Annotated in this window: 23 protein-coding genes and 1 riboswitch; of the genes, 6 read left to right on the forward strand and 17 right to left on the reverse strand. The window is 42.1% G+C overall.

Translation table 11 applies throughout. The features are described from left to right. Positions 1-246 precede the first annotated feature (246 nt). From KCV26_11795 to KCV26_11825, 7 genes are all read right to left on the reverse strand, one after another. Positions 247-834, reverse strand: a complete 588-nt coding sequence (locus KCV26_11795; GenBank protein WZX35979.1) for a hypothetical protein — start codon at positions 832-834, stop codon at positions 247-249. 16 nt (positions 835-850) lie between these two features. Continuing rightward, positions 851-2,182: an AAA family ATPase gene (locus KCV26_11800; GenBank protein ID WZX35980.1), complete on the reverse strand. Its 1,332-nt coding sequence runs from the start codon at positions 2,180-2,182 to the stop codon at positions 851-853. Then, positions 2,179-2,883, reverse strand: coding sequence for a hypothetical protein (locus KCV26_11805; protein ID WZX35981.1), 705 nt, complete (start codon positions 2,881-2,883; stop codon positions 2,179-2,181). Before KCV26_11805 ends, KCV26_11800 begins: the two co-directional genes overlap by 4 nt. A gap of 13 nt (positions 2,884-2,896) precedes the next feature. Continuing rightward, positions 2,897-3,049, reverse strand: a complete 153-nt coding sequence (locus KCV26_11810; GenBank protein ID WZX35982.1) for a hypothetical protein — start codon at positions 3,047-3,049, stop codon at positions 2,897-2,899. Beyond that, on the reverse strand, positions 3,039-3,431 hold the full coding sequence (locus tag KCV26_11815; GenBank protein WZX35983.1) for a hypothetical protein: 393 nt from the start codon (positions 3,429-3,431) through the stop codon (positions 3,039-3,041). The genes KCV26_11810 and KCV26_11815 overlap by 11 nt, the downstream gene beginning before the upstream one ends. Next, a complete protein-coding gene (locus tag KCV26_11820) occupies positions 3,431-3,691 on the reverse strand; it encodes a helix-turn-helix domain-containing protein (GenBank protein WZX35984.1) in 261 nt (86 codons plus the stop codon). Before KCV26_11820 ends, KCV26_11815 begins: the two co-directional genes overlap by 1 nt. Before the next feature lie 284 nt (positions 3,692-3,975). Beyond that, entirely contained in the window at positions 3,976-5,268 is a 1,293-nt protein-coding gene (locus tag KCV26_11825; protein WZX35985.1) for a site-specific integrase, read from the reverse strand. A 1,308-nt stretch (positions 5,269-6,576) separates the two neighbouring features. Here KCV26_11825 and KCV26_11830 point away from each other — a divergent pair. Both KCV26_11830 and KCV26_11835 read left to right on the forward strand, forming a co-directional pair. Then, the gene (locus KCV26_11830) at positions 6,577-7,995 is read left to right on the forward strand and encodes a Gfo/Idh/MocA family oxidoreductase (GenBank protein ID WZX35986.1); all 1,419 of its coding nucleotides are present in this window, start codon (positions 6,577-6,579) and stop codon (positions 7,993-7,995) included. Positions 7,996-8,297: 302 nt separating this feature from the next. Next, positions 8,298-8,447, forward strand: a complete 150-nt coding sequence (locus KCV26_11835; GenBank protein ID WZX35987.1) for a hypothetical protein — start codon at positions 8,298-8,300, stop codon at positions 8,445-8,447. A gap of 16 nt (positions 8,448-8,463) precedes the next feature. On the opposite strand, the gene KCV26_11840 is transcribed toward KCV26_11835, so the two are convergent. After that, on the reverse strand, positions 8,464-9,048 hold the full coding sequence (locus KCV26_11840) for a nicotinamide mononucleotide transporter (protein WZX35988.1): 585 nt from the start codon (positions 9,046-9,048) through the stop codon (positions 8,464-8,466). Between the two features lie 78 nt (positions 9,049-9,126). Beyond that, on the reverse strand, positions 9,127-11,415 hold the full coding sequence (locus tag KCV26_11845; protein ID WZX35989.1) for a TonB-dependent receptor: 2,289 nt from the start codon (positions 11,413-11,415) through the stop codon (positions 9,127-9,129). Positions 11,416-11,589: 174 nt separating this feature from the next. Next, positions 11,590-11,686, reverse strand: a riboswitch (TPP riboswitch). Between the two features lie 159 nt (positions 11,687-11,845). Between KCV26_11845 and KCV26_11850 the strand changes: the two genes are divergently transcribed. Beyond that, positions 11,846-14,113, forward strand: coding sequence for a bifunctional (p)ppGpp synthetase/guanosine-3',5'-bis(diphosphate) 3'-pyrophosphohydrolase (locus KCV26_11850; GenBank protein WZX35990.1), 2,268 nt, complete (start codon positions 11,846-11,848; stop codon positions 14,111-14,113). A gap of 10 nt (positions 14,114-14,123) precedes the next feature. Here KCV26_11850 and KCV26_11855 read toward each other — a convergent pair whose 3' ends face one another. The 4 genes from KCV26_11855 to miaB form a co-directional block, all read right to left on the reverse strand. Next, entirely contained in the window at positions 14,124-14,504 is a 381-nt protein-coding gene (locus KCV26_11855; protein ID WZX35991.1) for a hypothetical protein, read from the reverse strand. Next, the gene (locus KCV26_11860) at positions 14,504-14,884 is read right to left on the reverse strand and encodes a phage holin family protein (protein WZX35992.1); all 381 of its coding nucleotides are present in this window, start codon (positions 14,882-14,884) and stop codon (positions 14,504-14,506) included. The genes KCV26_11855 and KCV26_11860 overlap by 1 nt, the downstream gene beginning before the upstream one ends. Before the next feature lie 12 nt (positions 14,885-14,896). Beyond that, entirely contained in the window at positions 14,897-15,139 is a 243-nt protein-coding gene (locus KCV26_11865) for a YtxH domain-containing protein (GenBank protein ID WZX35993.1), read from the reverse strand. Between the two features lie 120 nt (positions 15,140-15,259). After that, positions 15,260-16,615: a tRNA (N6-isopentenyl adenosine(37)-C2)-methylthiotransferase MiaB gene (gene miaB, locus KCV26_11870; GenBank protein WZX35994.1), complete on the reverse strand. Its 1,356-nt coding sequence runs from the start codon at positions 16,613-16,615 to the stop codon at positions 15,260-15,262. 256 nt (positions 16,616-16,871) lie between these two features. Here miaB and KCV26_11875 point away from each other — a divergent pair, with 256 nt between their 5' ends. From KCV26_11875 to KCV26_11885, 3 genes are all read left to right on the forward strand, one after another. Next, positions 16,872-17,345 (forward strand): hypothetical protein, encoded by a 474-nt coding sequence (locus tag KCV26_11875; protein WZX35995.1) that lies wholly within the window; start codon positions 16,872-16,874, stop codon positions 17,343-17,345. A gap of 52 nt (positions 17,346-17,397) precedes the next feature. Continuing rightward, complete coding sequence (locus tag KCV26_11880; GenBank protein WZX35996.1) at positions 17,398-18,900, forward strand: succinate CoA transferase; 1,503 nt, start codon at positions 17,398-17,400, stop codon at positions 18,898-18,900. A gap of 125 nt (positions 18,901-19,025) precedes the next feature. Beyond that, positions 19,026-19,277, forward strand: coding sequence for a GlsB/YeaQ/YmgE family stress response membrane protein (locus tag KCV26_11885; protein WZX35997.1), 252 nt, complete (start codon positions 19,026-19,028; stop codon positions 19,275-19,277). 51 nt (positions 19,278-19,328) lie between these two features. Here the strand turns inward: KCV26_11885 and KCV26_11890 are convergent, their stop codons facing one another. From KCV26_11890 to recQ, 4 genes are all read right to left on the reverse strand, one after another. Further along, complete coding sequence (locus tag KCV26_11890; GenBank protein ID WZX35998.1) at positions 19,329-20,795, reverse strand: TrkH family potassium uptake protein; 1,467 nt, start codon at positions 20,793-20,795, stop codon at positions 19,329-19,331. A 2-nt stretch (positions 20,796-20,797) separates the two neighbouring features. Beyond that, on the reverse strand, positions 20,798-22,135 hold the full coding sequence (trkA, locus tag KCV26_11895) for a Trk system potassium transporter TrkA (GenBank protein WZX35999.1): 1,338 nt from the start codon (positions 22,133-22,135) through the stop codon (positions 20,798-20,800). A 73-nt stretch (positions 22,136-22,208) separates the two neighbouring features. Then, positions 22,209-24,152 (reverse strand): 1-deoxy-D-xylulose-5-phosphate synthase, encoded by a 1,944-nt coding sequence (locus KCV26_11900; protein ID WZX36000.1) that lies wholly within the window; start codon positions 24,150-24,152, stop codon positions 22,209-22,211. Between the two features lie 69 nt (positions 24,153-24,221). Beyond that, on the reverse strand, positions 24,222-26,423 hold the full coding sequence (gene recQ / locus KCV26_11905; GenBank protein ID WZX36001.1) for a DNA helicase RecQ: 2,202 nt from the start codon (positions 26,421-26,423) through the stop codon (positions 24,222-24,224). Positions 26,424-26,641: the final 218 nt, after the last annotated feature.

Here is a 26,641-nt window from a genome sequence, read left to right on the forward strand (position 1 = left end):
TTTAAACTTTTGCTTTATATCTTATTTAAGAAAATAATTTATTTGCTTTCTTGCAATAGTAACCGACCTATATGTTTCTTAACGTAATTATTAATTTTTATTTCCATTGGAATATATTATATCATTAAAATTATGCCCTCTGGCTTCACTGCGTCGCTAATTTAAGAGGATTGTCCACATTCTGGCACAACTGCCCACAAAAACAACTAAAGCTTTTAAACGGCTTTAAAATGGCTTGTATTTTAATTATCTGAATTCCAGGTACCGATATTCATATTTATTTATTTCCCAGTCGTTCATCACAAATTCATATCGCTTACCAAATATTGGAGACTCCAATACAATAAAATCGCCCTGATAATTGATACTCCATTTATCAATGGAAAATTTAATATTTTCGTACGTTTCAATCTTAACGAATGGAATTATTTTCAATCCTAAAATTGCTGATAACATTTGTCTGTGAGATCCGTCTGCCAAATAAAAGTGATTTTTAGTAACGATACCATCTACCACGGTGTTATAGGTTATCACGCTTGGTGGAATGATTTTGTTTCCTTCTTTTACGAATTCAATTAATTCTGACATTTTCCAATCTGTCAGAATCGTATCCCGCTCTATGATGGTTTGTTGTACAACTCCAGGATCTACCGGCGCAAAAAATAATGACTTTGACATTATCCGTGATATTTTGAGGGGAAAGTTGTACAGTTTAGAAAAATCCATCATTTCGATATCGGTTTCCCAATCAATATGTAATTCAGATACAATCTCTTTGGCTCTATCAATTCTGTTAATCCAATTGATATGTTTTTGAATTTCTTCTTTCGTCATAGCCATAATCTGTTATTTAAAATGGAGTTTCTTCTGCATATTCTGGTATTTGATCGCCTAACTCTGTGAAGTGAGTTGTTTTCGCGTCAAATCCACAAATGAATTTTAGTAAGCCAATATTTCTACCCTTTGCCACGTCAATCATCGCTGTTCCTTTGGTCGAATAACTCGAAAATGGCGCCGGATAAAACTTATTATAGATCTCTGGCCGGTAAACGAAACAAACAATATCGGCAGCCTCCCCTATCTGTCCGCTATCTCGCAACCTATTCAAGTTCGGTACCGGGTTTTGATCATTTCTGTTTAGCTGAGAAAGTGCAATGATCCAGATGTCAAGCTCCTTTGCTAAGTTCTTCAATCGTCTTGCGACCTCCCCCATTGCCTGTTCTTTGTTGGCAGATCTTTGGTTAACATTTAATATTTGCAGATAATCAATAACTGCTCCTGTGATGTCATATTTATGCTTTAAAGATCTGATTGAGGCAATGATCTTATCAATGTTTGATGTGCTGCTTTCGTCGAAGTAAATCGGTAGATCATGAATTCTATTTACTCCTTCATCCAGTGTTCGCAAATAGTCAGGATCAAGCTGTGAGTAGAGAATCTGATTTGCGGGGATGCCAGTGTTCATTGAGAGTAACCGGGCTGCCAGTTGGGTCGCTTTCATCTCCATTGAATAGAACGCAACAGGGACGCCCTGTTTTATCGCTGTGTCAATCATTGATAATGCAAGGGATGTCTTTCCCTGCGATGTCTCCCCTGCAATAACTATCAGGTCGCTTTTCTGCAATCCTCCTGAAGCTTTGTTTATTTGAGCGAATCCGGTATCAGTTCCAGTGATAGTGTTGCCTTGCAAGTTAGTTTCAATCTGTTTATAAACGCCTTTTATCGCCTCTTTTAGTGTCGAGATCTCAGTAGATGCAACTGTTTGCGTGACGGTTGTTAGTTCACCCTGTAACGAATAAAGAAGATCATCTGTTTCCTTTGGTGAGAACACATCAGTAGTCAGCTGTTGACCTATCATCCACAATTTACGCCTCACAAATTTCTCTTGAACATTCAGTGCGTGATCGTAGTAATCCACCGAAAACATTCCAGAAATGTCCGCTAATTTGATTATCTTCTCACTGTTCCCCGCGTACTTCTCGGAAAGTATTACCAAATCAGCGGCCTTGCCTTTCCGGTTTAGCTCTGTGATGTTTTCAAAGAGTTCCCGGTGAAAAGGATCATAAAACATTTCGGGCGTTACTACAGGGCTTATTTCGGCCCAGGCATTAATATCACTCAAAACAGATCCAATCACTATCCTTTCACTGTCGAGGTTATGTGGTAATATCATATCTTTCATGCTCCAAATTCTTTTTTTGACCATTTTAAAAACGTCATGTAAACCGAAGTGTATTTTTTGGGTGCATCTTTGTAGTTTGCAATATCCCCAAGAATCTGCTTGATTTGGGTACCGTTGTATTTTTCGGTAATCTTGCAATACTGCTTAAAAGTTATCTGATCTTTGATCCTTCTGATGTAACCTGCCTCATCATCGATCCATGAATTAAACCTGTCAAACTCTTTTTCTTTTTCAGATTTTTCAAGGGCATTCTCCCCTAAATATGTTTTATTGTTTAATTGTTTATTTATACTATCAGTGCTTTGACATGTGCTTTGTTGTTTTTTGATAGAGCAAACGTCATTTTTCATGATTGCCTCATCAAGTGCTTTATCAAGTGCTTTATCAAAATTTGATAGGGCAATTATGTTGGCTGAATACTGATTTTTTGATTTTTCTATCATCTCGACAAACCCAAAACTGATAAGCTCTTCAAGTGTCTTCTTGTAAGTGTTGTAGGATTTAATCCCGATGGCCTCCATTGTTACCGTTGTAGGCAAACCAAATTTATCTTTCCAGCCTAACCTATTACAGTGCTCGATTATGAAAAAGTATAATGCCGTGTGGTTAGGCCTGATCTTTTCAGGATTTTCGAAACAGAAATCAAACCATTGCCGGCTCAAGCTGTAACCATTTATGTCTTTATCTCTATTTGTCTTCATCTTATGATATGGTTTACCGCCTCCGGGGTTTCAATTTTAACTCGCCCGTGACTACATTTTCAATCAGGACAATGCTCTTGCCCTCGAAAATATTGTTGTGCCTGGTATGAATTTCTTTTTTTAATTCGTACCTCTCTATCAGCAGTTTTTTGATTTCACTGATCATAATGATTTCGTTCAAATAGGTTCTTGAAGTCTCTCTGAATGATCTCACCGACGGTCTGTATATTTTCGTTGGTGAGTGGCACTGGCGTTACTCGATCAATCCAATAAACTTTGTATCTCACTTCACCTTTTTCAATCCATTCATCATTCACCGTAATATCCTTTTCTCGAATATCACGGATATATGAACGTGGATCACCGTAACCCAAAGCAATAGTGATATCTGTAACGCTGTGCTTACCGGTTAACAATAGATCATAAACTTTCTTTTGGCGTTTCGATAAAAGTTCTGTACATTTGCACCGTTCACACTTGGAAAGTGAAAAATTTTGCCCCTGCATCGGTTCTCCAGACCGTCCGGGGGCTTCTTCTTTTTGTTTCATTATGACCTCCTTTCTTTATTTCTTGCGGATTCTGCGACTGTTTTAGCCATTTCGTACTGATCTTCAGTGAATGCCTCAAATCGGCTTTCTATCCAATCTTTCAAATCATCGATCTTTATAACGATTTTTTGACCGCCAAATCGATAAAACTTAATGGTGCGATCCATTGTCTGTTTGTACAGCGTACTTTTTTTTACTGGCAAGCCCAATCCCTGAAGATACTCAACTGCCTCATTAATTGTTAGATAAATTTTTTCCATTTTAAATTATGTTTAGTTTAATATAGTAACTGTTATTTTAATACTATAAAGATACATTCCTTATTATCAGTAATTTAGCATAAAGCAAATGTAGTCGGTGGAATTTTCAAAAGCAAATAAAAAAGAGTAAAGTTATTGACAAAAACGCAAAATATTGAAATGCAGAACATTAGATTTTAAAAAAATAAAGGGTTTTCTTAAATAGAAAACCCTCGAAAACTGCAATTAATCGCTCAGTTTAAGCAAAAATCACTCGTTTAATACAGAAAAATACACTTTTATCATCAATTATACACTAATTCCTTTTTTGCAGCATCAACTAAATTTTTCAAGATCTCTTCATTGGTTTTTGGCAAAAGGAGAGAATTATATTTGAATCTCAGTTCTCGCTCTGCCATCTTACTGTAACTATCGGTCACGCTTTCTGCAGTGTGTCCTAAGCTATTTTGAATATATATTCTCGGTACGTTTAAGCGTTCTAAAATTGTAACATAAGAGTGCCTCGTGCTATAACCTGTGATCCCATCAGGCAGCTTAAGATCGATTGCTATTTTACGCATAGTATCATTAACTTCTTTTGTTACATCGGCAATTTTTCTCACTCGTTGTTTTTCATTCTCCTTACCGTTCAAGAATGGGAAAATATATCCTCCTCTATCTTTGTTGCCGTGCTTTCGCATAATCTCATCTATTGGCCGGATAACAGGTATGAAGATCCTTACAACAGTCCTCCTTTTATTCTTTGTCTTTTTCCGGATAAAGGTTAGTTCGCCATCCTGAATGTCAGAATATTTTAAGCGACAGATATCAGTCATATTGATCCCATTACCGTAAAAGGAGAATAACCACAAATCACGATATAATTGAATTGATTCAGTGCATTGATAAGCCTGTATCATATGGATCTCGGCTAAAGATAATGCCATTTCTCGCCTCTCACCTTTCGGGATGGTGTATTTATACCCTCCTGCTCCAAATGGGTACCTACTGCCTTTCAAATAAGGCTCTCCATCACCATTAATCACTGTCCGGATATTCCGCATATAAAAACCAATTGTTGTCACAGACTTTTCCTCATTAATCAAATATTTTTCGTATTTACGGAGAAAATCTACTGTAACTTCTGCAAATTGGATCGGATTCTTTTTGAATTTCTGCAGACTACTTAATGTTGATTTTAAACTTTCAGCATAATTCACTCGATCATCTTCATATAACCTTTTGATCTTTGCCGTGAATGCCTCATTCAAATTTGTGATATCAGACTTACCTAACCGGCTATTAAGTGCATCAAATGAAAATCCATCATCTTCTACAAGTGTATCAATTATTGGAACAAGGGTTCTCTTAAGCCAATTCTTGAGCGTTTTTTTCATATCGCTATGTCGCTGAAGTCCTCTTTTCAAAAAGTCCTCCCACTCGCTAACTGTAAATGCTAATCCAGTTTTATAGAATTTGTGTTTTCTACGGTATGTTATTCGCCAAAATACCGGGGCAATCTCATCGCCAACATTTCTTACTTTCCGGGTTAATGTGACCGTTACATCTCTGTTTTCGTAATCAAAACTTGTTGCCATATCGATTCATTTATAAAAGTGGGTAAACAATGGGTAAACAAAATTAAGTAAATAACTTGAAACGATAAAACAAAATGGAATAAAATAAAGCATTAATTTTCTGTTTATATGATAGATATAAACCTACCGAAAAAAGATAAAAAACAATGGAAATATATTTTATATGATTCATAATCATGAGGTCGGGGGATCATGCCCCCCTCTCGCTACCAATTTCATAAGCGGTTTTAGGAAATATCTTGAAACCGTTTTATTATTTTAGTCAAACCGTAGTCAAACAAATCATTTATTAATAGCTTTCTTTGTCTTCTATTTTTACCCACAAAGTAAATCTATCGAATTGGTAAATTCTTCCGATTTTACTTCCACAAGACAAAAACTCCAGTATAAAAGAGAGAATAGTTATGTTTGGATAAGAGCTGTCTCTTTTAAGAGATCCGTCCGGTTATTTTCTGACGCCAGAGGGCAATATTCCTGCTTCTGGAAGAGGTGCTTCTTTCTGTTGACAATCCTTCCTTAAACTAATTGTAAAACCCCTCATAAGGACTGTAAATGCCTTTCTAATATATAGGGTAGAATGTTTTTCAACCTCACACCTCTCTTATATATAGTTTTGATTGTGGTAAATGTGAGTTCGATATAAGTAAGATGAAAAATGGTTAGCATAATTCAGAACCCTCCTTTATTTGCGAGAGGGTGTTCGAAAAGAAAAATATTAGTGTTAAGTGCTTGCTGCATTTTGAACTATACGTAATTTTTTCTTCGTAATACCGTCGATTCTTTTTTTATTTGATTTCTGATTTTTAATATCTTCTCTCCTCTGCCTGAATAAACATCCGCAGGCGTAAGGTTGTCAAGCGATTCGGGATAACGTTCATACCTTGTTTTTGCATAAAGTTAGTTTGTTATAAAATTAGTTGTTTTTGTGAAATTACTAAACTAAATTTGCACTTAACCAACCGGTAAACTTTATACTGAAGATTTACAGTTTGGAGCGATTAACGGAAGATTTCTGTTTCAGGTAGATTGATGTTTGTGCAAGATTGGGAATAAGCCATTTTCAACTCGATTGGGGTTGGCAGGAATCAGATAAATGGATACTTAACCGCTCGCCTTTATGGATGTCTCTGATTTACCGGAAGATACTTTTGATTCATCCGATATCATTAAAAAAATACAAAAGCATCCGGCATAATTTCATAAATAAAAGAAAATTGGGCTTTTTTAAGGTTAGACTTATTAAAATGGTTTTGGACTAAATTGGGCTAATTGAGAAATAATATTTCTATTTACAAATAAAGTAATCGAATGAAAGAAAACCGACGTCATTTTTTAAAACAGATAACAGCAGGAGGTATTGGCTTAAGCTTTATTCCTGGGCTTCGAGCTGAAAAATCTATTTCAGAACCATATGAAATTCTTTCCAAGGAAACTGGAAGAAGACAGTATTTTAATATGTGTGGTTACCGGGCTCCCAAGTTGGATATCGTTCGTGTAGGATTTATCGGGATAGGGAATCGTGGTTACGCAAACCTGAACCAGATGACCTTTTTGGAAGGAGTTCATATAAAGGCAATTTGTGATATTGTACAATTTCGCATTGACAATGTTCAACAGTTGCTGAGAAAACGGGGATTGCCGGAAGCAGAGGTCCATACCGGACGTGAAGATGCATGGAGAAAGCTATGTGAAGACCCAAACATCGACTTGGTAAGTATTGCTGTGCCGCGGGGACCGCTCCATGCACGAATATCTGTGTATGCTATGGAGTGTGGTAAGCATGTGGCTGTTGAAGTACCTGCAATAGCTACCGTTGAAGAGGCATGGGAAGTGATTGAGGCTTCGGAGAAGACCAGAAAGCATTGTTATATGATGGAAAACTGTTGTTATGATTTTTTCGAGCTACTAACGTTAAATATGGTGCGACAAGGATTTTTCGGAGATATTATTCATGCCGATGCTGCATATATTCATCACCAGTCACTTTATGAAAAGACAAAAGATAACAATATGTGGCGTTTGGAAGAAAGTCAGCGCCATAATGGAAATTTGTATCCTACGCATGGATTAGGACCCGTATGCCAGGTTATGGACATAAACAGAGGAGACAAACTGGACTACATGACCTCAATGTCTTCAAATGATTTTATGTTGGGAAAGAAAGTTTCGGAACTGGCACAAAGTGATCCGTTTTATAAAAAGTATGATACTAACTCCTATAGAGGAAATATGAATACTTCAATAATCAGGACGGAGAAAGGGCGTACCATCATGCTTCAACACGACATTACCAGTCCTCGGGTCTACTCCCGAATACACATGATTAGCGGCACAAAAGGTGCTGTTCAGAAATATCCTGAACCCGGTAGGATTTCACTTGGTAGTGAATGGCTTGATAATGAAAAGATGAATGAAATTAACGACAAATATAAGCCGGAGATTGTAAAACGAATAGGTGATATGGCTCAAAAAGTAGGAGGACACGGGGGAATGGATTTTTTAATGACATGGCGGCTTATTGATTGTTTGAGAAACGGGCTTCCGATGGATATCGACGTGTATGATGCTGCTTCTTGGAGCGTGATTATCCCGTTAAGTGAAAAATCGGTATCGAATCGTTCAAAACCCGTTGAAATTCCTGATTTTACACGAGGAGCCTGGAGAACAAATCAACCTGTAGATATCTCCATATCGGAAGGGAACACAACAACGATAAGGCGCTCTTAAGTAGAGTGTCGATATAATATCCCGGGTAGTAATCCAGAAAACTGTGTTTTTTATATAACTTCACGACCATAGTTTTTTAATTATGTGCTTTTTCGCTAACAATCACACTAATAAGTGAAGTCCTGGGCTGATTTCTAAATTATGAAAATCGAGACTAAGCTTGACAAGTTTTTAACAAATTAACTAACTTGTAATCTCAAATCTTGATTTTTATGACTTTAAAAGCATCATCAGACATCAGACGCAAACTACGTGTTCTTACTTATGAATATGGAGTCTATCGACCTTCCCAAAACAGCATAATGAACTCCTATTCTGACGAATTTAACGCTCCCTCCAGACTTGCTATCTACAAAAGAATTATGGAGCTGTCAGGAGAAGGTTACAGCTACGGCAAATTTATAGAGTCTGATGCAATTAACAGGAGTGCAGGTACCCGAAGTGAACCTTAGGCGCCTCCGGTTGTAGTTAGACGGTAAAAGGGCGAAATTCATCCTTCATCATCCGCTTCCATTTGAAATATCCAAAAATGGAAATAACGGCATAGATGGCAAACAATCCGCTGGTGTAGTGTAGGTCTTTCCAGAAGTAAAGGCCGCAGGAAATACTGTTCACCACAAACCACAATCCCCACTGTTCGATGTATTTGAAAGCCAACATCCACATGGCAATTATGCTCAGGGCTGTAGTGAATGCATCTCCATACGGTACCGGGCTGTCTGTGTAGTTGACCAGGATAAAGGCTATAAGTGCAAAAATAGCAATACCCGCCAACGTTAACGGTACAATGAAACGGGTGGGAGTATGGGAGATCTTCCCGTTTTTCGCTGAATTCTTCTTCTTCTTCTTTGTCCAGACCATCCATCCCCAGATACTTGCAAAGAAATAGTAGATGTTTATGCCCATGTCGGCATAAAACTTGGATTGGTAGAAGATGACAATATACACCACCGGCATAATAACGCCGAAGAGCCACAACCAGCGGTTGGCTTTGTATTCGAGATAGAGGTAGATAAGCCCGATAACGGCTCCAATAATTTCAAGGGTCTGCATATGAATTGCGGGTTATATTTTGCGGGCCGGGCCGGGTGAGCCGCAGCCCGCAAAAACTTCTTTTCAGGCGAACAGGGTTTAGAAACTAACCGTTAGCCGTGCCATATAATTCCGGGTAGCTTGCGGATAGTAGCCAATCCAGTTTACGCTGCTACCATCCTCTTCAAATACTTCGGTAGAAGCCCACCCGTTGGCAATGTATTCTTTATTGAACAGGTTGTTCACGAAGAGCTGCAGTGCTATACTGCCCAACGGTGTTTTCTTGAATGTGTATCCGGCCGAGAAGTTGCTTACAAAATAGCCGTCAATCGATTTTGCATTGTCCGATGTGTTGTCGAGATACTGTTTGCTCACATATTTCCCCAACAAATTGAAATAGAGCGCCGGAAGAGGCTGATAGGTCAGGCTAGCCATACCCACCAGGTTGGGAGAATAGGAAATGTGGGTTGTCCCCAACTCTTTACGGGTCTGTTTGCGTACCTGCTTGCCGTTTTTTTCTATATAAACTTCGTTCCAGTCATTGCTGTTGTCGTACAGATCGAAATAGGCCGTGTAATTGTTGATTTTGTTCCGGCTCAATGTGGCGTTGGCATCAAAACGAAATTTGTCGTTTGCCAACGGTACCGATGCTTCCAGTTCCACACCTGTCCGGTAACTGTCTTTCACGTTCTCCATCAACTTGTATCCCACGTCGTTGAGCTTTCCGGTTTGCACCATCTGGTTTTTGTAATCCATGTAGTAAATGTTTGCACCCAGGCTCACACCGTTTTCGTGGGAGAAACGATATCCCAACTCATAGTCGATCATTTTTTCGGGACGGATCCGCTCTTCTCCTCCGCCTCCCTTGATGCTTTCCTTCAAGTCAGTCCGAAGCGGTTCGCGCTGCCCAACAGCCACCGAGGCATACAGGTTGTTGCGGTTATCTATCCGGTAGGAGGCTCCGGCTTTGGGATTAAAGAAGGAGTATTTGAAGTGGCTGGTGATATCCGCCAGGTCGTCATCAATTCCTGAAAAATCATAATCGATATGCCTGTACTGGAGATCGCCGAAGAGCGAAACTTTTTCGTTGAGCCGGTATTCCGCTTTCGTGAAGAAGTTGAATTCACCCTTCTTCCCTACATTTCGGTACCATTCGTAATCTTCGGGGATGTTTTGATTGAATTTTATCCAGGGCAGTTTGCCGTAGTGGTCGCCGTCGTAGAAACTGTACATCCCGCCGAAAGACCAGTCGAGCGCATTTTTGGTGTATAAGAATGCCAGGTTTGCCACGTAAAAATCGTTGCGCATCAGTTTCTGGCGGATTAACGGTGAGCGCGAATAGGTTACTCCGTTTACCGTTTGATCAGGCAACCCGTATTTCGAAAACTTATCGCCCCGCTTGAATCCGCCATATGGATCGGAACGATAATTCTCGTAATAACCAAAACCGTTGTTGTAACTCAGGTTGGCGTTGAGGGATAGATGGGAGTTGAGGTCGCGCGTAAACAGAAGCTGTACGATGTGTGAAAAGTAGTTGTCGGTTTCGTTATCGTAATAATGCACGTTATCGGCTTCGTCGATGTATTTTCCCGCGGGGTTGTATCTTCTTCCCTCTTTTTCCAGGTCTTCGGGGGAGATTCCTTCCCAGGTGATGCCTGTCTTCTGCCTACCATTGATGTAACTCAACCGGAGCAATTGATTGTCCGTATAATGGGAAAGGGCAGCATACAGGTTGCTGTGATCTACAAATCCGTTGCGGATATATCCGTCACCCGTGTTTCGTGAATAACGTGCATCCAGCGACAGGCCGTTCTTTAGAATCCCGCTTCCAGCAGCGATAGTGGACGAAAACGTGTGATAACTGCCTGCTGATGTGGATGCTTCGCCATATGCCGTTGACCGTGCGCCTGCCGTTTTCATGGAGATGCTGGCGCCGAAAGCGGCAGCACCGTTTGTTGAGGTTCCTACGCCGCGCTGTACTTGAATACTTTGCAGGGACGATGATAAATCGGGTAGATTTACCCAGTAAACTTCCTGACTCTCAGGATTGTTTAACGGCATGCCGTTTAGCGTAACATTGATGCGGGTGGCATCCGTTCCGCGTATGCGCATGGAGGTGTTTCCCACGCCCGATCCGTCTTCGCTGAAAAACACCAGCGATGGAATGCCCTGCAGGATTGCCGGGATATTTCGGGCTGCGTTTTCTTTTCTGATTTCAGTCTGGGAAACATTGCTGTACGCCATCGGCGTGTTCTTTCCCGCCCGGGTGGAAGAGACCACCACTTCTTCGAGATGTATGTTCTTTAAACTGTCGGTTTGTTCGTCTGCCTGAGCAAACAAGGAAAGGTTGAGGGCCAGAAGCCCTGCAAGAATAACTGCCTTTTTCATTTACAAGTAGTTTTTATGACACAAGAAACAAGTGTTTTTTTGCGTCGGATGAGTAAAATAAAAAAGGGGATTTTTGAAAGATTTACCTAAAAACAAAATCACCAAGCTACAATGTTATTCAATTGTACGGCTAATAACGCGGAGCGTATACCTGTTGAATATCCATTGATTTTTTTGTGATCTTTTTTTGTTTCCCTCCGCCGGCATTATCCGGATCAGGTATTTGGGTATGATCTCAGCCCGTTGTTATGTGGCACCCCTGTATTTGACAAAACAAAGCTACTTCATTTTTGTTCACCAAACAATAAAAACCGCAATTTTTAACGTTCCAGCAATAAAAAATCTGTTACGTGTGACTTTGATAGCTGTTTTATTTGTAATTTCGTTCCTTCATTGCAACGTTCAATTACGGTATGTTTTAAATGAAAATATGAGCGAAGAAGATAAACTTGCGGCAGAAGATCGGATGATCGAGGATGAGTTTCAGGCACTTATTAACGATTATTTAAATTCGAACCACCGGCGTAAAGTGGAAGTCATTACCAAAGCCTTTAATATGGCGAAGGAAGCCCACAAAGGAGCACGCCGTCGTTCGGGAGAGCCGTACATTATGCATCCGCTGGCCGTTGCAAGAATTATTTCCCGCGAAATGGGACTGGGCTCAACCTCCATATCGGCTGCATTGCTGCACGATGTGGTGGAAGACACCGACTATACGGTTGAGGACCTTGAAGTAATGTTCGGCGATAAGATTGCGCAGATCGTTGACGGATTAACAAAAATCTCACACGGCATGTTTGGTGAGAACGTATCGGCTCAGGCGGAAAATTTTCGTAAACTCCTGTTGACGATGTCGGAAGACATTCGTGTGATCCTGATAAAAATTGCCGATCGGTTGCACAATATGCGGACGTTGTCGTCCATGACTCCCGCAAAGCAATTCAAGATAACCGGCGAAACCATGTATATTTATGCCCCTTTGGCGCACCGGCTGGGACTTTTTGCCATCAAAACCGAGCTCGAAGAACTTTGCTTCAAGTACGAACACCCGGAATCTTACGCTGAACTTTCGAATAAAGTGGAAACTTCTGCCCAGGAGCGGTTTGAAATTTATGAGAGTTTTGCCGAGCCGGTAGTTAAAGCACTCGATAAGATGAATATCGAATATGAGATGCGTGCCCGGGTAAAATCGCTTTATTCCATCTGGAAGAAGATGCAGGCCAAAGGTATCGATTTCAGCGAAGTGTACGATCTTTTTGCCGTCCGTATCATCTTTGAGATTTATCCCGGGATGGATGAGAAAAAACAATGCTGGGACATCTATTCTGCTATTACGGATATATACAAACTCCGCCCCGACCGTATTCGAGACTGGGTGAGCCATCCCAAGGCCAATGGTTACCAAGCGCTTCACCTGACGGTGATGGGCCCCGACGGGAAATGGATCGAAATACAGATTCGCAGCCGGCGAATGGACGATATTGCGGAAAAAGGTTTTGCTGCCCATTGGAAATACAAGGAGAACCGGATAGAGGAAGACAACGAACTGGATAAATGGCTGAAAACGATTCAGGAGGTATTGGCCAATCCCAACCCTAACGCCATCGATTTTCTGGATACGGTAAAAATGAACCTGTTCGCTTCCGAGATTTTTGTTTTCACCCCAAAAGGCGAAATCAAAACCCTTCCCCTGGGTGCTACCGCCCTCGATTTTGCATACAACATTCACACCCGCATAGGCGACCACTGCCTGGGAGCAAAAGTGAACCATACGCTGGTTCCGCTTAGCCAGAAACTGAAAAGCGGCGATCAGGTAGAGATTCTGACGTCCCAATCGCAACAACCACAACCCGAGTGGCTCAATTATGTTACAACCGCCAAGGCCCGAACCAAGATAGAAGCCGCAATCCGCCGGCAAAGGAGAAGAATAAGCGAGCGAGGTCAAAAAATGTTGGAAGAGTTTGTCGGAGAAGAACAACTCGATAATACCCTGTACAACAAAACCCTGAATTATTATAAAGTAGAAAAGCGGGAAGATTTGCATTATGGCCTGGGGAATGGTGACCTGAAACTTCCCGATTCCAGGGATAAGTTGCTTAAACAACGGGAAACAGTGGAACCCAAGCAAGACAACCTGTTTGTTCGTTATATGAAACAGGCCATGAGCGGTTTTAAAAAAGCCCCTGAGGAAAGCAGGAGTGACATTGCTGTTGCAAGTCCTGCAAAAACCGGAGAAATAGACAAGAAGGCGATATATAAACTGCACGAGGTGAGTTTCAAGAAAAATTTTATTGTTGCTTCTTGCTGCAATCCGTTGCCCGGTGATGATGTTTTTGGATTTATAACCGACAAAAATGAAGTGGAAGTTCACAAACGCTCCTGCGAAACAGGCATAAAGTTGAAATCGCGTTTTGGGGAAAGAATCCTGGCGACGGAGTGGGGCGACTATAAACAGTATTCTTTTCTTTCAGCCATTGTTTTTACGGGCATTGACCGGATAGGCATCTTGAATACGATATTGTCTAAACTCGCAGAGGATATTGTGGTAAACATAAAAAGTGTGAACGTTACGTCGAAAGACGGTATTTTTGAAGGTGTTTTTCATGTTCATGTCCACAGTGTGGAAGATGTTAATGTCCTGATTTCGAAGATAGCAAAAGTGGACGGTGTAACCACCGTCCACAGAGCCTTAATTTAATCAAGTAGTTTTATTTTCGTTTCTTCCCTCCAAACAACCTGCCGGTAATTTTTTTTACGGCAAAGGCCAGAATGGCCGGCTTGGCAACATTCCAGGCAATTCCACTTATTAAAGGTAAGTTTGAAAGGGCCAGGTTTATCCAGGGGTTACCCGGTTTTTTTGTTTTAAAGGGTACCACGGACGACGATGAGCCGTAAGACAGGTTGTCCACCGTTTCACTGAACTTGTTCTTGATACTGGTCGTTACGCCTTTGGTAAGCATAGATCCCCAGTTATCCGCCAGATACTGGATCTGATAAGATAGGCGTTGACCAGAAATTGCACGTTCCTCACGCAGTTTCTTCTTCTCCAGATGGAGCTCGTCGAGTGGAGTAAGTTTGTAACTTTTCATCAGCTTTTTGTTGTAAATTTAACCTCTTCGTCTTCCTGACGTTGCAGAAATTTGATTACAGAATTGATGATAGAGTGTTTCAGCGGCTTTTTTATCAACAACAAAACCAGAGTAAGAGCGATAGTGCCTAAAGTGACAATGCCAAAACCTTTCCAATTACTGTCAAAAACGTCTGCCAGGTAAAATCCGAGAGTGAGAAGTGCCAATGCCAATATCAGAAAAATGAAACTGACCAAAAACAGAGTAATGGCAGTTGAAGCCGCTCCCTTACTCACTTTTTCAAAAGCTTCGAGTTTTACAATCTCAATCGTGTTTGTCACATAACCTGTGACATCGCTTTTCATCTCTTCAAATAAGCTGGTAACCGTTTTGTCCTCCATCTGAGTTTCCTTTTAGTGTTTAGCCAATTCTTTTTTTGCTATTTCTGCAATGTCATCAATGTCTTCTTTCAGATCACTGACTTCGCTTTTTCCTTTATAGATAGCGGATTTTACATTCGCACGTACTTTATCGGCAAACGCGTTAGCTTGTTCAAGCCACTCTTCCTTTTTGTCGCTTCCCATAATATAACCGACAGCTGCTCCAAGCGCAATTCCAATTCCTAATCCGAGTAATAATTTTGCTTCTGATTTCATAATTTTGCTTTTTTAGATGTTAATAGTTTGTTTTCTTTGAAATGTTGTTTTCAACGTTGCCTATTTAGTAAAACGTTTTTTTTTTGAAAATGTTTACTCCCTCGGGAAAAAGTTGATTTATCAGTTCCCGCTAGGCTCTCCAAAAAGCGTTGCTGCAGTAAATCCGGTAATCTTGACTTTTACGAATTCTCCAATCCTGTGCTTTTGCTTGTCGAAAACAACCACCTTGTTCTGTTCAGTTCTTCCAAAGAGCTGTTCACGAGAGCGTTTTGAGAAACCCTCTACCAACACCTCAAACTCTTTTCCTACGTCCTGCTCGTTGCTTTTCTGCGAAAGTTCAAGCTGCAGGTCGATAATCTCCTGCAGACGGCGGCCTTTTACCTCCTCGGAAACATTGTCTTCCATTTTTTTCGCAGCGTATGTGCCCGGACGTTCGGAGTATTTGAACATAAAAGCCGAATCAAAGCCTACCTCACGCATAAGTGATAGTGTTTCCTGGTGATCTGCTTCGGTTTCACTGTGAAATCCACACATAATGTCGGTTGAGAGTCCGCAACCGGGAAGGATCCGTTTTATAGCGGCAATACGCTCTAAATACCATTTCCTGTCGTATCTCCGGTTCATCAGTTTCAACATGCGTGAACTCCCCGACTGTACAGGCAAATGGATATAATTGCACAAATTCTTGTACTTGGCAATGGTTTCCAATGTTTTGTCATTCATATCCCACGGGTGCGATGTGGTAAAACGGATACGCATTTGAGGTGCTTCCTCGGCAACCATTGCCAACAGATCGGAAAAATCGATAACTCTTCCGTCGTCTTCAAACTTGTATGAATTGACGTTCTGTCCTAACAAAGTGGCTTCGCGATAGCCTTTTCCCTTTAGGTCACGAATCTCGTTGAGGATGCTCTCCGGTTCCCGGCTTCGCTCCCTGCCACGCGTAAAAGGAACGATGCAGTAGTGGCAGAACTTATCGCATCCCCGCGTAATGGAAACAAACCCCGAAATATTTAATCCACTCATTTTTAATGGAATAACATCTTTATAGGTTTCCGTTTTGGAAAGAACCACGTTGATTGCTTTTTCTCCGCGTTCGGCGGCCCCCATCAGGTTGGGTAAGTCGAGGTAGGCGTCGGGGCCGATTACCAGGTCAGCATGATGATTATCGATCAGTTCCTCTTTTACACGTTCTGCCATACATCCTAAAACACCGATGATGAGCTCTCCTCTCTTTTTTTTCTTCAAAGCGTTGAAATAGTCAAGCCGTTGTATCACGCGTTGTTCTGCATTGTCTCGGATGGAGCAGGTGTTGACAAAAATAGCATCGGCAGCCTTCTCGTCTTCGGTAACCGAGTATCCGTCCATCTCCATGATAGCTGCCACTACTTCGGAGTCGGCTACGTTCATTTGGCAACCGTACGTTTCGATAAATAGCCTTTTTTCTTTTTGATTATCTGTTGTTTCTGTGCTCATTTTCCTTTTTTTGCTGTAATTTTTTCTTAATGTCAGGAATTTATAAACATCTTAGTATATTTTAAACTAAAATATTTGTAAAATTTAAATTCTTGTTTTACTTTTGTCACGAACGAAAAAATAAAAATTTTTTCATAGTTAAGGTTTTGGTTAAACAATTAGGGGCGGCTGTGAAGTTGCCCCTGATTTTTTGAATAACCTTTCCTTTATTCGTGAAAATTGATTACTTTTGTCGGACTGCAAAATTAATCAATTTATGGAATTTGGCGACATTATTTATTTAATACTCATGCTTGCTTTCTTTGTTTTTGGAATTTTTAATGATTCAAAAAAAAAGAAAAAGAAAATAAGTAAAAGTACCCAACCTGTAAATTTAGAAGAAGAGTTTCGCGATGTGTTTCGGGAAGTTTTTCAAAAACCACAAAGACAACCTATTTCACCTCCAACTCCAAAGACCGTTAAGAATGAAAATCGACTCGCAAGGCCAGCAATGGCCTCAGCCAGGAGCACTCGTTGGGAATTTCAATCTTCCCTGGACCTGGTAACCGATTTCGAGGGAGAATCCTCGTTGAAAGGTTCCATGTTTGCAACCGAACGGTTCGACAATCATCATGAGATGAAAGAAATGGAAACGGTCCATCCTATTCTGGAGCAATTGAGGAGCAAAAACGGACAGTCTGAAATACGCAAGGCGGTTATCTACAGTGAAATACTGAACAGAAAATACTGACCTGACTCTTGTGTAACTAAAAAACAATGATATAAAAAACAAACAAAAATCTATGAGTCTTACTTATGTAACAGCGAAAGAGGCTGCTGCTCTTGTCAACCACAACGACAATGTGGGTTTTAGCGGCTTTACACACGCCGGATGTCCTAAAGTGGTTCCGGTTGAAATTGCCAAACGTGCCGAAGAAGAGCACGCTAAAGGCAATCCTTTTAAAATAGGCATGTTTACCGGTGCTTCCACCGGCGATTCTATCGATGGTAGCCTGGCTCGCGCCAATGCGGTAAAATTCCGCACACCCTATCAGACGAATAAAGATATGCGTAACGCCATTAACGCCGTTCAGCATGAACCGGTACAGTATTTCGACATGCACTTGTCTCAAGTGGCGCAGGAAATTCGTTACGGTTTTTTAGGAGGTGTGGATGTGGCTATTGTGGAAGCCTGTGAGGTTACCGATTCGGGAGAGATTGTTCCCACCAGCGGTGTTGGGATTATGCCAACCATTTGCCGTTTGGCCAAGATAGTTATTGTGGAGCTGAACGATAAGGTACCCGCCAAAATGCGCGGTGTGCATGATTTATATGAATTACAGGATCCTCCTAAACGCCGTCAGATAAATATTTTTGAAGTACAGGGGCGTGTAGGGTTGGAATACGTGAAAGTGGATCCTTCAAAAATTTATGTGGTAAGGACAAGTAAGGAAAATGAAGGCAGCGGTTTTGCACCGGTTGATGAGATTACGGAAAAAATCGGAGAGAACGTTTCGAACTTTTTCGTTTCTGAATTGAAAAAAGGACATATTCCGCCCACTTTCCTGCCTATTCAATCGGGTGTGGGAAACATTGCCAATGCTGTTCTTGCATCCATGGCACAGAACAAGGATATTCCCCGCTTCGAAGTATATACCGAGGTTATTCAGGATGCCGTGTTGGATATGATGCAAAAAGGGCATATCTCTTTTGCCAGCGGTTGCTCGCTTACGTTAAGCAACGAAGCAATGGAACGTTTTTATCGCGATTTGGATTTTTTCAAGAACAAGCTGGTGCTTCGTCCGTCGGAAATCTCCAACAATCCCGGTCTGGTGCGCCGGTTGGGTGTAATAGGCATCAATACGGCCATTGAAGCTGATATCTTCGGAAATGTAAACTCCACGCATGTGATGGGTAATATGATGATGAACGGTATCGGAGGTTCGGGTGATTTTACGCGAAGTGCTTATATCTCTATTTTTGTTACACCTTCAACCGCAAAAGATGGAAAAATAAGCGCCATTGTTCCGAAAGTGGCACACGAAGACCACAGCGAACATTCGGTGAAAGTAATTGTTTCGGAGTATGGCGTTGCTGATTTGCGCGGCAAGGGAACGTATGCCCGTGCTGAAGAGATCATTGAGAATTGCGCACATCCTAGCTACCGCCCGTTGTTGCACGATTACCTGAGTCTTACGAAAAAAGGGCACACACCGCAGAATTTATACGCTTGTTTTGAATTCCACAAGGCGTTTATGGAAACCGGTGATATGATCAACGCCGACTTTTCGAAATATAAAAAATAATCGTGGATGAATGTTTCTTCCAATGGTGTAGGAACAGAGGAAAATGATGGGGCGGTTCGAACAAAGCGTTAAAAGAATACGTTATAGAATAGTATTTTTTAATTAGCTAACTAAAATTTTTGATTATGGGAATTTTATCTTGGATCGTTTTAGGCCTGTTAGCAGGTTTGATAGCAAAAGCCATTCGCCCCGGAGCAGATCCGGGCGGTTGGATCGTAACCATCTTGATCGGTATCGCCGGCGGTGTCTTGGGCGGATGGATAGGTTCGTTGTTAGGCTGGGGGACCGTTGACGGATTCAGCCTTCGTACGCTGTTACTGGCCGTTGGAGGCGCACTGATCATTCTGTGGGTGTATGCCTTGTTGAAGAAAAAATGATGAACAGTTGTTCAAGGCAAGGGGCGACGCAAGTTGCCCTTTGTTGTTTTATCACTTCTTCCATAAACTTGAGGTGAAAAGCGAGAGTACCGTGAACACTTCAAGCCGGCCTACAATCATCAGGAAAGACAAGAAGTACTTGGCAAAACCGGTAGCGGTTGAAAAGTTCCCCGACGGGCCGAAATCGCCTAACCCAAAGCCATAACTGCTCATGCTCGAAACTGCGGCACCAATGGATTCGTCGAACGACATTCCGGTAAAACTCAGTACGATGGCACCCAGTCCGGTGATAGTCAGGTAAAGAAAAACGAAAGCAAGGACCTTTTCAACTACCGCATTTGAGTACACCTGCCCGTTAATCTTTACCATATACAATGCTTGCGGATGAACCTGGCGACGAAATACTACCTTTGTATTCTTTACCAAAATGATTAACCGGGATATCTTCATCCCGCCCGATGTTGAACCTTCGCTTCCGCAAAACAGAACCATAGCCAGGAAAAGGAACCAATAAAATTGTCCCCAACGCAGGAAGTCCGTAGTGGCATATCCGGTAGTGGTGATTGCCGCTACAACCTGAAAAAGAACGGTGCGGATAGTGTCTTCTACAGATCCCAACACGTTACCTTCGGCATACAAGGCCAGGGTAATGATAAACGTAAAGCCGAGAATCATAAAAGAGTACCACAAAAATTCCTCGTCCTTGAAAATCCGACCTGAGAAATTGCGGAACAGGTTGAACAGCAACAAAAAACGGATTCCGCCCGAGAACATCAGAAATATAATTACATATTCCGTATAGGCGGAGTTGAAATGAGCAATGCTGGCTTGTTTGGTGGAGAATCCTCCGGTGGAGATGCTGGTGAAAGCATGGCAGGCCGCATCAAATGCATTCATGGGACCTGCCCAGAGCAGGAGAAACCCGACTGCTGTTAGACCCAGGTAGGTGAAGGACATGTTTCGGGTGATGTCGCTGACACGCAGGCGGAGTTGTTCTTTGGAGATTCCGGTTGCCTCGGCATTGTAAAGATGGGAGGAGCTGCCCCCGAAGAGGGGCAAAAAAGACATCACAAAAATGATGATTCCGATGCCTCCAATCCATTGGGTAAAACTTCGCCAAAAATGAAGTGATTTAGGGAAGGCTTCTATGTTGATCAGGGTAGAGCTTCCGGTGGTGGTAAACCCGCAAACGCTTTCAAAGAAAGCATCCGTAAAAGAAGGGATGGCTCCACCGATCAAAAAAGGCAGCGTACCGTAAAGGGCCATCATCACCCATACAAGTGTGACGGTAAGGTAAACTTCCCGTTGGGAGATGCGTTTCTCTTTACGCTTCTTTCTTCCGATTAAAAATAAAACAAGCCCTGAAACGAACGTTATTAACGATGACAGGTAAAGGCTGTAAACGGAAGGTTCCTGATAAACTTCGCCAACAAATGCGGAAATAAGCATAAATGATGATTCGATCATCAAAATAAGTCCTATGCTGCTAAATACGAATTGATGGTTGAAGTTTCGCATAATCAATTGAAGAAACTCTCAATGCTTTTCAACGATGTATTCATAAAAAACACCATTACCTGGTCGTATGGCTCAATGAGCGTATCACCGTCAATAAGCATGGGTTCCCCGTTTCGGATAAGTGCGCCGAGAGTCATGTCGGAGGGTAAATTCAGGTTTTTGATCAGTTTTTTGGTGACCTTTGAGTTGGGTTTTGCAACAACTTCTCCTACGTTTGCATTTGAGAAAGTGAGGCATTTGATGTTTGAAGCATCCGCTTTGAGAAGAAGTTCGTATATTTTGCTGGCTGCCAACAGCTTTTTGTTGATTACGGTGCCGATATCGAAACGTTCGGCCATAGGAATATAATCTATGTTTTCTACCTCGGCAATGGTTTTTTTAACACCGTATTGCTTGGCCATCATACAGCCCAGGATGTTGGCTTCGGAATTTCCGGTAAGCGCAACAAATGCGTCCATATCGGAGATTCCTTCACTGAGTAACAACTCTGCATCGCGCGCATCACCCAGAAATATGGTAACGTTCGAAGGAGAAATCTCTACGAGTTTTTCCGCCCTTTCCCGGTTTTGTTCGATAATCTTTATGTTTATGTTTGACGGCAGGTATTGCACGGCCCGCATGGTAATCCGGCTACCGCCCATAAACATGACGTTTTTGGTTTCGAACGATGTCTTACCCATGATAGCAGGCATTTCATCGAGGTTTTTTCTTAACGTGGTAAAATAGAGAATATCGTTGGGTAAGATCTGATCACTTCCTTTCGGGATCAACGTTTGGTTTCCGCGTTTTATAACGACGATATGAAACTTTTTACCGACGTTTGGGAGTTCACGCAGGTACCAGTTGGCAATAGGCGCATTGGCCCTTATTTTGGCTGCGGTAAGTATTATGGAGCCGTTCGATAGCTCCCACCAAACCCTGGTCCAGGGAGTTTTGAGCGAAGAAACGATTTCACGTGCGGCCATCATTTCGGGATAGATCATGGAGTGAATGCCGAGCTTATCGAAAAACTCCACGTTCTTGGGCAGCAGGTACTCGTAATTATCAATTCTAGCCAGCGTTTTCTTGACGCCCAGATTGGCAGCAAGCATGCAAGCGTTAATGTTTTTGGACTCTTCCGGGGTAACACCGATAAAAAGATCCGAATCGGCAACGCCGGCTTCAGTAAGGTCTTTCAGCGATGTGCAGTTTCCGATGAAAGTCAATAACTCAGCGTTGTCGCGAACAGCCATCAGCCGCTCTTTACTGCTGTCCATCAATGTGATATCGTGATTTTCCTGCCCAAGCAGTTTGGCAAGATGGGTGCCCACTTCTCCTGCTCCAGCTATTAATATTTTCATCAGTTATGGTTTATTACAATTGCTTCTGAACTCCATCCAGAATACGTTAACGGAAGAACAACTTTACTGTTTTCTAGTTTCTCAGGTTACTTTGTTCCTGAATGACGACAATGGCCTGTTCCTGTTTTATTAATTCGTTTACCTCCATAATTTTTCGTAAAATACCCTCTTCATCAATCCCTGCAATTTTTTGCAACTCTGTTATTGCTCCGTGAGTGATAAACTCATCTGCTATCCCGATCCTGAAAATCCGGTTGTGGATAAAACCGTTATCAGCCAGAAATTCTATTACGGCACTTCCCATTCCGCCTTTTATTACTCCGTTTTCCAGCGTGATGATGTACTTGAATTTTCTGGCAACCTTACTCAACATCTCCTGATCGATTGGCTTCAGGAAAAGCATGTCGTAGTGTGCCACGCTAATTCCCATCTCTTCTGCCCGTGCAATGGCTTTTACCGCGCTGTTACCTATGGCGCCTATGGAAAGCAGGGCCATGTCTTTGCCCTTTTTCAACCTTTTCCCTTTTCCTATTGGGATGAGCTGCGGTGGGTTGCGCCAATCCACCATTACCCCCTGCCCACGCGGGTACCTGATCACAAACGGACCATCATTGCCGTAAACGGCTGTGTACATTAGGTTGCGGAGATCGTGTTCATTGAAAGGAGCCGAAATAACCAGGTTGGGAATGGGCCGAAGATATGCCAGGTCAAATACCCCGTGGTGCGTTGGCCCGTCTTCGCCCACCAGTCCGGCCCTGTCGAGACACATGATGACTTTGAGCTTTTGCAGCGCCACGTCGTGAATTACCTGATCGTAAGCCCGTTGCATAAACGATGAGTAGATATTGCAAAACGGGATGAAACCCTCTTTTGCCAATCCGGCGGAGAAAGTAACCGCATGCGCTTCGGCAATTCCCACATCAAAAGCCCTGTCCGGCAATTTTTGCATCATATACGTCATGGAGCATCCCGTGGGCATAGCGGGTGTAATCCCGACAATTTTCTGGTTTTCTTCGGCAAGTTCCACCAGTGTATGTCCGAAAACATCCTGGTAGAGTTGCGGTTGATCAATTCTTTTTCTTACAATCCGTTCGCCTGTTTCTTTATCGAATAACCCGGGAGCATGCCAGATGGTGGCGGCTTTTTCTGCGGGTTTGAACCCTTTTCCCTTGACGGTTTTGATGTGAAGCAGTCTTGGTCCCTTCATGTCCCTGATGTTATGCAAAACCCGGATAAGTCCCGGCAGATCGTGTCCGTCAACCGGGCCGAAGTACCGGATATTAAACCCTTCGAACATATTTTGCTGTTGGGTAATAAGGGATTTTATGCTGTTGTTGAAGCGAAGCACAATGTTTTTCTTCTCTTCGGATATAAGGTTTTTGCTTTTGAAGGATTGGTAGACCCTGTTACGCATTTTGTTGTACTTGGACGACGTGGTCATTTTAACCAGATAATCCTGAATACCCCCCACATTACTGTCGATAGACATGTCGTTGTCGTTGAGTATGATGAGCAAGTTATTCGGCTGTGAGCAGGCATTGTTTAATCCTTCGTATGCGAGACCGCCGGTCATGGCTCCGTCTCCGATAATGGCCACTACATGCCGGTCTTCTTCACCATTAAGTGATGCAGCAACAGCCATCCCCAATGCAGCGGAAATGGAAGTGGAGGCGTGTCCGGCAACAAAAGTATCGTATATGCTTTCCTGCGGATTGGTAAATCCGGAAAGTCCACCCAGTTTGCGGTTTGTGTGGAAAACATCGCGCCGTCCGGTGAGTATCTTGTGTCCGTAAGCCTGATGGCCAACATCCCAAACCAGTTTGTCGTATGGCGTGTTGTATAGATAGTGAAGCGCAACGGTGAGTTCAACAGTACCTAAACTCGATGCAAAATGTCCGGGATTGTGAGAAAGCTGTTCAATAATGAACTCCCTCAAATCTTTGCAGACCTCCTTGAGTTGTTCAACATTGAACTTTTTGAGATCAGCCGGGCTATTTATGTCTTGTAAATATGTCATTCTTTTTGTTTTCTCTTCTCTTCGTTTCTGATAAACGAAGAATCGAGTTCGATGGTTCATTGTCTAGTGTTAATTCGCCATTTCGGAGAAAAACTTGATTCGGACCAAGCGGATTTCTGTTTCGGAATAATCGGAAAGTTCGTCCATAGCCTTATCCAGGTTATCGGTTTCGGCTTCCCGGAAATACTCGTAGATTTCTCTAACAGTATCCGTATCCATTACTTCTTCGAGGAAGTAGTTGATGTTTATTTTTGTACCCGAGTAGACAATAGCCTCAACTTCCGAAAGCATCTCGTTGAAATCTATTCCTTTGGATTCGGCCAGGTCGTCCAGGGCAACTTTTCTGTCGATAGCCTGTACGATAGAAACCTTGAGTTTTGATTTGTTAGCTACGGTCTTCACCCTCAAATCCTCGGGACGGATAATTTCGTTTTCTTCTACATGTTTCTTTATGAGTTCGATAAACTCCTGACCATAACGTTTTGCTTTGCCGGCCCCTACACCCGGAATATTCTGCAGCTCTTCCAGTGTAATGGGGTAAGACGTAGCCATCGCTTCCAGGGAAGCGGGCTGAAAAATAACATACGGCGGGACGTTGAGTTTTTTGGATATTTTCTTTCGTAAGTCTTTCATCATCGAAAATAATGCCGGGTCGGCAGCTCCGGAATTTCCCCCTCCCGATGCGATTACGCCTTCTTCGGATTCGAGTTCTTCGATATCGGCATCATCTTCATCTTCCTCTTTCGTGATTTTGAAAGAAACGGGTTTTTTCAGGAATTCTTTTCCTTTCTTTGTGATCTTAAGAATTCCGTAATTCTCGATGTCCTTTTTTAAATAATTGTCAAGTAGTGCTTGACGGATAACCGTTTCCCAAGTGCTCTCCTCTTCATCCGATCCTGATCCGAACTCTTCTAACTCATTGTGTTCAAATGTTTCTATTTCGGATGTTTCTTTTCCGAGTAAAAAATTAATCAAATAATCGGCCTTGTGCTTTTCCTTTAGCACGGAGATGGCCTCTAAAACGGTGACAAGTAATTCTTTAGCTTCCACTTTTATTTTTGGATTTAAACAATTATCGCAGTTCCCACAATTGGGCTCGTTGTAATCTTCGCCGAAATAATGCAAGAGCATTTTCCTCCGGCAAACGGAAGTTTCGGCATAGGCGGCTGTTTCTAACAGCAGTTGTTTCCCGATTTCCTGTTCGGAAACAGGCTTGCCCTGCATAAAACGTTCCAGTTTTTGCAAATCTTTGCTGGAATAGAAAGCAATACATTTGCCTTCTCCTCCGTCGCGGCCTGAACGGCCCGTCTCCTGGTAGTACCCTTCGAGACTTTTAGGTATGTCATAATGAATCACATAGCGTACATCGGGTTTGTCGATCCCCATGCCAAAAGCAATAGTAGCGACAATTACGTCTGCCTGCTCCATCAGAAACGCATCCTGATTGGCGCTTCGAGTGGCAGCGTCCATCCCGGCATGATAGGGCAGGGCCCGTATATCGTTGGCTTGCAGTATCTGTGCAAAATCGTCTACCTTTTTGCGGCTCAGGCAATAAACAATACCTGATTTTATGCCTTGAGAAAGGATATATTTTATGATCTCCTTATCAACCTTATCGGTTTTCTTTCTTACTTCGTAGTATAGATTGGACCGGTTGAAGGATGATTTAAAAACGGCTGCGTCCAGCATACCCAGTGTCTTCTGAATATCATGCTGCACCTTGGGTGTGGCCGTTGCCGTCAACGCAACGACGGGCCGAGGGCCTATTTCGTTGATAATGGGTTTTATGCGCCGGTACTCGGGGCGAAAATCGTGTCCCCATTCCGATATACAGTGTGCTTCATCCACCGCGTAAAACGAGATGGGCACGTTTTGGAGAAAATCAATATTCTCCATCTTGGTAAGTGATTCGGGAGCAACATACAGCAACTTGGTTTTTCCCGAAACAATATCTTGTTTAACTTTCTCAATTTCCTGTTTATTCAGCGAAGAGTTCAGAAAATGAGCAACGCCGTCTTCTTCGCTAAAATTCCGCATGGCATCCACCTGATTTTTCATCAGTGCGATAAGTGGCGAAATGATAATTGCCGTACCTTTGGAAAGCAATGCCGGCAGCTGGTAACAAAGCGATTTACCGCCCCCGGTAGGCATTAATACAAAAGTATCCTTCCCGGACAAGACACTTTCGATAATGGCTTTTTGATTTCCTTTAAACGTGTCGAACCCGAAATATTTCTTTAATTCTTCGTATAGAGTCTTTTGTTTTTCCATAAGAGCAATTCCGCTACAAACTTAAAACATTTTCGTGCAAATGGAATAATGCAAATGTAAGAAAGTATTTTATATTTAAAAACAATTCCAATTCAAAAATAAACACTAAATTTAAGAATAAAAACCGAATAAACAAATTCTGATATTCATCTTTCGGGAGAAATAAAGACACAACAAACCACTTCCTGAAAAAGGAAGGAAAAAAGAAAAGAGAAAAG

The organism is Petrimonas sulfuriphila (assembly GCA_038561985.1).
Lineage (GTDB): Bacteria > Bacteroidota > Bacteroidia > Bacteroidales > Dysgonomonadaceae > Petrimonas > Petrimonas sulfuriphila.

Bases quoted from the DNA above. Each gene is read 5' to 3' on its own strand.
- KCV26_11835 (WZX35987.1), top strand. From the start codon at position 8,298: ATGAACTCCTATTCTGACGAATTTAACGCTCCCTCCAGACTTGCTATC.
- KCV26_11880 (WZX35996.1), top strand. From the start codon at position 17,398: ATGAGTCTTACTTATGTAACAGCGAAAGAGGCTGCTGCTCTTGTCAAC.
- KCV26_11875 (WZX35995.1), top strand. From the start codon at position 16,872: ATGGAATTTGGCGACATTATTTATTTAATACTCATGCTTGCTTTCTTT.
- KCV26_11815 (WZX35983.1), bottom strand. From the start codon at position 3,431: ATGAAACAAAAAGAAGAAGCCCCCGGACGGTCTGGAGAACCGATGCAG.
- KCV26_11795 (WZX35979.1), bottom strand. From the start codon at position 834: ATGACGAAAGAAGAAATTCAAAAACATATCAATTGGATTAACAGAATT.
- trkA (WZX35999.1), bottom strand. From the start codon at position 22,135: ATGAAAATATTAATAGCTGGAGCAGGAGAAGTGGGCACCCATCTTGCC.
- KCV26_11860 (WZX35992.1), bottom strand. From the start codon at position 14,884: ATGGAGGACAAAACGGTTACCAGCTTATTTGAAGAGATGAAAAGCGAT.
- KCV26_11865 (WZX35993.1), bottom strand. From the start codon at position 15,139: ATGAAATCAGAAGCAAAATTATTACTCGGATTAGGAATTGGAATTGCG.
- KCV26_11840 (WZX35988.1), bottom strand. From the start codon at position 9,048: ATGCAGACCCTTGAAATTATTGGAGCCGTTATCGGGCTTATCTACCTC.
- KCV26_11800 (WZX35980.1), bottom strand. From the start codon at position 2,182: ATGAAAGATATGATATTACCACATAACCTCGACAGTGAAAGGATAGTG.
- KCV26_11890 (WZX35998.1), bottom strand. From the start codon at position 20,795: ATGCGAAACTTCAACCATCAATTCGTATTTAGCAGCATAGGACTTATT.
- KCV26_11830 (WZX35986.1), top strand. From the start codon at position 6,577: ATGAAAGAAAACCGACGTCATTTTTTAAAACAGATAACAGCAGGAGGT.
- KCV26_11850 (WZX35990.1), top strand. From the start codon at position 11,846: ATGAGCGAAGAAGATAAACTTGCGGCAGAAGATCGGATGATCGAGGAT.
- KCV26_11810 (WZX35982.1), bottom strand. From the start codon at position 3,049: ATGATCAGTGAAATCAAAAAACTGCTGATAGAGAGGTACGAATTAAAA.
- KCV26_11820 (WZX35984.1), bottom strand. From the start codon at position 3,691: ATGGAAAAAATTTATCTAACAATTAATGAGGCAGTTGAGTATCTTCAG.
- KCV26_11900 (WZX36000.1), bottom strand. From the start codon at position 24,152: ATGACATATTTACAAGACATAAATAGCCCGGCTGATCTCAAAAAGTTC.
- KCV26_11825 (WZX35985.1), bottom strand. From the start codon at position 5,268: ATGGCAACAAGTTTTGATTACGAAAACAGAGATGTAACGGTCACATTA.
- miaB (WZX35994.1), bottom strand. From the start codon at position 16,615: ATGAGCACAGAAACAACAGATAATCAAAAAGAAAAAAGGCTATTTATC.
- KCV26_11845 (WZX35989.1), bottom strand. From the start codon at position 11,415: ATGAAAAAGGCAGTTATTCTTGCAGGGCTTCTGGCCCTCAACCTTTCC.
- KCV26_11885 (WZX35997.1), top strand. From the start codon at position 19,026: ATGGGAATTTTATCTTGGATCGTTTTAGGCCTGTTAGCAGGTTTGATA.
- KCV26_11855 (WZX35991.1), bottom strand. From the start codon at position 14,504: ATGAAAAGTTACAAACTTACTCCACTCGACGAGCTCCATCTGGAGAAG.
- recQ (WZX36001.1), bottom strand. From the start codon at position 26,423: ATGGAAAAACAAAAGACTCTATACGAAGAATTAAAGAAATATTTCGGG.
- KCV26_11805 (WZX35981.1), bottom strand. From the start codon at position 2,883: ATGAAGACAAATAGAGATAAAGACATAAATGGTTACAGCTTGAGCCGG.